Origin of the sequence: Camelimonas fluminis, assembly GCF_014656355.1 — a bacterium.
GTDB classification, from domain to species: domain Bacteria; phylum Pseudomonadota; class Alphaproteobacteria; order Rhizobiales; family Beijerinckiaceae; genus Camelimonas; species Camelimonas fluminis.
This window is the reverse complement of record NZ_BNCG01000077.1, coordinates 1-5999: the sequence shown is the minus strand read 5'-3', so window position 1 is coordinate 5999 and position 5999 is coordinate 1. Positions and strand designations below refer to the sequence as shown.

At 52.1% G+C, this 5999-nt stretch carries 4 protein-coding genes and 1 pseudogene; 1 reads left to right on the top strand and 4 read right to left on the bottom strand.

Translation table 11 applies throughout. The features are described from left to right. Positions 1 to 368: IS66-like element accessory protein TnpA (tnpA, locus tag IE243_RS21835; RefSeq protein ID WP_191321416.1), on the bottom strand; the 368-nt coding region annotated here is incomplete at its 3' end. Positions 369 to 446: 78 nt separating this feature from the next. Between tnpA and IE243_RS21830 the strand changes: the two are divergent. Next, positions 447 to 739, top strand: a pseudogene (locus IE243_RS21830) (transposase domain-containing protein); the annotation flags it as partial. A gap of 416 nt (positions 740 to 1155) precedes the next feature. Here IE243_RS21830 and IE243_RS21825 read toward each other — a convergent pair. From IE243_RS21825 to IE243_RS23280, 3 genes are all read right to left on the bottom strand, one after another. Further along, positions 1156 to 3588 carry a glycosyltransferase gene (locus tag IE243_RS21825; RefSeq protein ID WP_191321415.1) on the bottom strand — a complete coding sequence of 811 codons (2433 nt, stop codon included), beginning with the start codon at positions 3586 to 3588 and terminating at the stop codon, positions 1156 to 1158. Beyond that, positions 3588 to 5672: a class I SAM-dependent methyltransferase gene (locus IE243_RS21820; protein ID WP_191321414.1), complete on the bottom strand. Its 2085-nt coding sequence runs from the start codon at positions 5670 to 5672 to the stop codon at positions 3588 to 3590. The genes IE243_RS21825 and IE243_RS21820 overlap by 1 nt, the downstream gene beginning before the upstream one ends. Before the next feature lie 97 nt (positions 5673 to 5769). Further along, a partial coding sequence (locus IE243_RS23280; RefSeq protein WP_210319952.1) for a hypothetical protein occupies positions 5770 to 5999 on the bottom strand: 230 nt, incomplete at its 5' end.

Here is a 5999-nt window from a genome sequence, read left to right as displayed (position 1 = left end):
CCGCACCTTACCGTGACCCCTGACGCCTCAATCTCGATGGCCCCGGATGTTGGCCGTGGCGCGCGCCGATTCTGTTTCTTCGCGGCCATGGGTTCGGCCTCGACCAGGACTGCTGGCACGAAAGCGGGCAGCGTCTCAGCTTCCATGCGCTGGCGCGCTTCCCGACGCCACGTGAACAGTTGCTGCGGCGTCAGGCCGTGCCGACGAGCCACGGCAGAGACCGTCCCGGACCCCTCGTGGCTTTCGGCGACAATCCGGTCTTTCTCCTCCGGCGACCAGTCCCGCCGGCGACCCGAGCCCGTGAAGATCTCAAGCCGGCGGACCGGCTCATTATCCCTGGACTTAAGCGTAAACTCTGAAATCGGCATATGTCGAGGCCCTCAAACACTTCGAGCATCACCGTTCGCACCCCAGAGCGAAAGGTGGCGCCGGGACACCGCTTACCGATCAGCTACACGCTCTCCAGATGGAAGGACTCTCGACTTCCTCGATGACGGACGTATCGAGCTCGACTCCAATACTGTTGAGCGGTCAATCCGTCCGATCGCGCTCAAAGCGTGAGAACACCCTCATTATCGGCTGTGACGATGGCGCGGAGCATTGGGCCGTCGTCGCTTCGCTCATCGAAGCCTGCAGGCTCAATCACGTCGGACCGCTCGGCTACCTCGCCGACGTGATCGCCAGGGTCGTCAACGGCCACCCAAACAGCCAGATCGCCGACCTCCTGCCTTGGGCTTAAATCGCCAGGTCAAAGTTCAAGGTCGTAGCCTGAGAACACCGCTTCCGGTCGACCATGTATTCCGCCACCACAAGAACGGGTAGGGCCAGTTCATCCGGCACCTTCGGCCTGGCGCGAGTCAAAGCAAAACTCACCCTGGCCAATCTCGCCTACAACTTCGACAGGCTGATATTCCATGAGCGTGCCGGTGCTAGGGACGAGTCTGCCCAATCCGACATTGGCGCTGGAGCTGGTAGCGGATGGTCTTCGATCACGCCCTGAATACCCCGATCATTGCTCCCGCAAAAACATCACCACCGCGCTCAACGAAGTCACCAGGTTCTTGCGGACCTCCAGTTCAGTCCGCCGTCGCCCAACTGCTCCCTCCGCCGCCGCAGTGGGACAAAAATGCCCAACGGACTTCTGCCAAAGTCGTGCTAGCCGTAGCGGCGTCCCAAATTCCTTCCCTCCTGAAGGCCAAAGGTAACGTAGTGAACCAAGGGATTAATACCGGCATTTCTAACATCCGGATTCGCGGCAAGATAATCTCGAGTTGAAAAGAAAGGCCCGGGATCCCGACCTTCATTGGCTCCGTGCGAGATATAATGGTTAGCGGGATTGAGCTTAGCTGCGGCCACGTCGGGATACGTCCGCAGATACCAATGGGCATCAAATAGATCCGATGCGGAAACCAGACGTTGATCACGTGCTGCTTTATCCCGACCTTGAAGCCGATCTTTCAGCGCAAAAAGAAGGCCGATTCCCCGCGGTTTCGCTCTCTCGGCGGTGCGCCGCGCTATAGACGCGGTGAGTAGATCCAAAATCCCATCCCAATCCCGCTTATGGGTCCCGATTGGCGACGCTCTGGATGAAGCAGCAGCGATAGAAGCGAGATGAGCTAGTGGAAGCCTTCGCTCTGGCCTGACCGCAGTACGAAGATTATCGTGTAAAAAAAGAGAATGTCGCTCTGGATCATGCGCCTCTTTGACCATAGAGTTTGCTCGGTTGCGATAGTAAAAATATACATCATTTGACACAAGAAACCGATGCCCGTCTTGGGCTAGCCGCAGATATAGGTTCCAGTCCTCATAACTGAATAAGCTCTCAACATACCGGTACTTCTTCACTACGGCAGCTCGGAAGAGTGCTGTTGCCGTCGAAAATTTATTCTGTCTTACGCCGCTGACCAAAGCCTCGCCGACGAAAGTGGCGTAATCAGGAAAATCGGCCTCCTCTCCTGGCAAGACCAAATTCTCACCGTCTTCAAAATAGGCTGCAGGTGTGACAAAAATATCGTACTCTGGGTTGTTTTGCAAAGCCCTTACAGCGATTTCTATAAAGCGCAAATTTAAAATGTCGTCAGCATCCAAGGGTAATAGATATTTGCCACGCGCATCACTTAAACCGATATTGCGAGCCCCTGATAATCCAACATTTCCCTGTGCAGTTAATATCCGCAACCTGTCATTGTTGCTGTTCGCCAGGTCCTTTATTACGCTAACGCTTTCAATATCAAAAGAGGCATCGTCAACAATAATAATTTCAATATTCTCATAAGTTTGCTGAAGCACACTCATGATAGTTGGAAGCAGGTAGTCACCCAAATTGAAATGTGGGATCACTACGGAAACCAGCGGAGATTCTGCTGTAAGGGAGGGGGAGGCGACGAGCTTATGGTCAGGTTTACCATTCCAGGGCCACGGATCAGACGGCAATTTCACCGGCAACAAGTCAACGCCACCAAAGTTGGCTTTGAGGGCTTCCATTAAGCCGGTTGTTGTTCCATCGAATTTGATGCAGTTAACGCCATGCAGCCATGGGGTATCATCACCGAAGCCGGGGTTGGTGCCATTAAGAATAACCCGAGCACCAAGAAGCGATGCTTCATACGCGGACAGACAAAAAGATTCGAAATCACTTGGCGCAATGAATGTGCTTGCAGCGATCAATTTCTCGCGCGCCACTCCCTGTCGGGGTGCGTCAAACTGAAACCGATCCTTCAAGCTGGGTGGAATTAAACGAACCACACGGTCGCTATACTCTCCATCGGAGCGGTGGGCCGAAATAAGAGCTGGACCTCGGAAATCGGGGGACTGTTGGCAGAAGCCGGCGACTCCGCGCACAAATAGGTCAGGCCTTTTGAAACGCTGAAGTTTCGAACCAAACATAATCGGCATGTTAGCCGACGTAGCAACAGTGGTGGGCGCTGGGTTGTGGTGGTCCAGCAGAACTGGCGGGGCGTGGATTACCACACGGTCGTTCCACTCGTCACGCGCAAAGCCGAATATTTTGCGAGTATGCTCTCCTACCGGACCTAGTTGAGCGATAATGAGGTCGCAATCGCGCAAACATTTTCTTTCGAGATCAATTATTATCAGATCGGTATCACTTACAACATGCGCTTCATGATGGAGGAGCAACGAATGCGTTGAATGTAGGCGCACTCCCAAGGTCGCTTCTGAGAGCAATCCGCTGATCTTCTTTTCTTGGATCGTCGCGAATCCCAACCCGCCCCAGTCTGGAAATTCCACATATTCGATGTTGGTTTCATGTGACAATTTACGCAAGGCGCGGAATACGACGGAAGATTTCCACTGCAGGTCCGTGCCAGAAAACGCCCGACGCGGTGGATGGTGCCCAAAGGCATCATATCGCCCATTCCCATCGTCACTGCTCAAGGAAATCAGCTTTGCTCCGGGGAATAACGTGGAGAATGCAGCTTCACTGATACTGCAATCAACCGCCAGCACATAGCTTCTTTCCCGATCTTCTACCGAAATGGACCGAAGCACATTATGAATAACGCGACCGATGCCTCCCGGCGTAAAGGGGCTTAACTCGGTTGTGACAAAGACAAGGGCGCCCACCATCAAAACTCCAGAAACTCGCCGTAACGATTGCGTGATACAGCATCACTTGCTGCCTGATAGTCCAGTGTCATATCTCGCAGTTCATTCTCCGGTACAGCTAACACGCGGTCCAGCACGGATCGAATATTGGCTATCGACATTGCATCGTCGACTTCGGTAAGTTTGACGTAAGGGTGATCTTCAAGGGCGTCGAGATTAAGTCGGCCACGCACGCAAGGAACGCCAAATGACTGAGCCTCAATGTTCACCATTGGATGGCAGTCTACAATTGAGGCATTCATACAAACGGAACTGCTTGTGATTAATCCAAATGTCTGTTCCCGATCAATAAATTTGTGCCGAATTATCTTGTTGTTAATTAAATTGGGGACGTCAATGTTGTCGGCATATACGAGAATTTTACCAACCGAATTGGCCGTGCATGCGGCTATCAGCCCCGTATAAAGGTTCTTTCTCCAATCGGCCCAAGCCGGTGCGAACACGACCCCTCGCTCCCGAGGTGATAGCGGTGGCACTCCGGAGCCACGGAATGCCGGCGCCATGTTAAACAGCATCGGCCGAAATATGTTCCCGAGGTCAAGATCGAAACCAGCCTTCATGAAATGAACCCGACGCACGCGCCCAGTGGCAGCAAAATCGAGTACATCAAATGCAGCTTTCCGTTCTGCATCGTAACACCATTGGGCGGGATTGCCATGTTTAATTATATAAAGAACAGAGGCTAGATCCATTCTTGATAATAATGACACAAGCTTGGACATATTCTGGGAAAATCCATGAATCAGTACCTTTTTATAATTTCCAGAATGTATCTGCCTGCTAAGTTCGCTTAAGTCTTGAGTTGATAGAAGCCTGTCGGCCGAGATGGAAATTTTTGTACCCGGCAGTGATCCAACAGCGGCGCGTATCCCGACCCACTCAGCATGGAAAATATGTAGCAGTCCCTCAAACTCAGAAATTGTATGAGCATACTTAATATCTTGGGATTTATTCTTTTCATATATAGGCAGATCCGTCCTTACTCGCGGAGGCGTGGTTTCCTCAGATGTAATTGTGCGGTACGAACGCCTATTTTGGGCATCCCTTAATCCTGCTCCGACGTGTTCGAGTAATTTCTGGCGGTCGGCGAAACGCACAGACGTTTCCGATAGCGCATTCGAAAGTTGTTTACATTGTTCAGACATGGAGTTGAGTGCGTTCTCCAACTCCAAAATTCGGCGCATATGTTGATCGCAGGTTAGTTCGCGTTCTGCGAGTTTTTCTCGTATATCAAGCAGTTGTCCTATGATGCTTTCATTGTTTGCGGGAATGCTTTCTGCTTCTCGAAGTATGTTTTCGTTGATTTCTTCCGCTTGGTCTAATCCATGTGAAAGTAAGTCCCCTAAGCTGCAGATAATTGCATCAGCTTTTGAATGGGCATGGTAGACATGGCGGCTCGGGCGTATTTCGAAAAACAAACTCGCAATGTAGATTGCATGCCGATCTGCGAAACGATCAATGATCTCGGTGTCTGCCCGTCCCTCGAAGTATTGTGAAAAGGCGTGACACCAACGCCCACCATACCACAAATTTTCCATTGCGCTGACCGCAGTGTGTGAATTTTCGATCAGCACGATTTTCCCGCCCGGCGTCAGTCGATCCATCATGGCGGAAATCATCCGTCGCGCAGTGTCAGGCCGGTTGTGGACCAGAACTGAAACGGTGAATATCAGGTCGAATGTTTCACTTTCGGGAAAAACGGCTTCGAACCGTTCACTAACACGAATCCGCTCATCCAAGGCCTCCTTGATCGCGGATGGCGGATTCGCGCGTAAAGGTTCAACCATTGACGCGGAGGAATCGTATCCGAAATAATCTAAGAAATCCAAGGGAGCTAAGAGATGGGCAAAACGTCCGGCGCCACAGCCAAAATCGAGGACACGTAACCGCCGCTGGCCGCCTCGTGCGTGAAGATCCCGGATATAAGACGTGAGCCATCTTTCCTGAAGTGTATAAGATTCACTATCAGCAGTTCGTTGAACATCCTGCTGATTCTTGTAATCGACACCTCGCCTATTTTTCCAATACTCCGGGTTCGAGGACATACGTATGCTCCACCTCCGCTATCGCTTGCTGCTGCCAAAGCCGCAGCATGCCGCTCCCGCCATGGACAGCAATCCTATCAACAGGCCACGTGCCCGTTTAAGCTTGATCGCTTGCAGCGAACATGCGCGTGCCCTCTCTGGCATCGTGCTGCACTTGCGAAGGCGAGTTATGGCACATCGAATATACCAAAAACAATGTTTGATTGGTTGCACTGGTGCGGTGCGCGCCGATGTGGGTTGGAGTGGCGGTGATCCTCCATGGTGGACTGATACCAAGACCCTTGGCCTCTGACTCATCAGGGGTTTCGTCAGCGGCGCAGACATGAT

What these genes read in the sequence shown, in the direction of transcription:
- IE243_RS21820 (WP_191321414.1), bottom strand. Translation starts at nt 5,672, where the DNA reads ATGTCCTCGAACCCGGAGTATTGGAAAAATAGGCGAGGTGTCGATTAC.
- IE243_RS21825 (WP_191321415.1), bottom strand. Translation starts at nt 3,588, where the DNA reads ATGGTGGGCGCCCTTGTCTTTGTCACAACCGAGTTAAGCCCCTTTACG.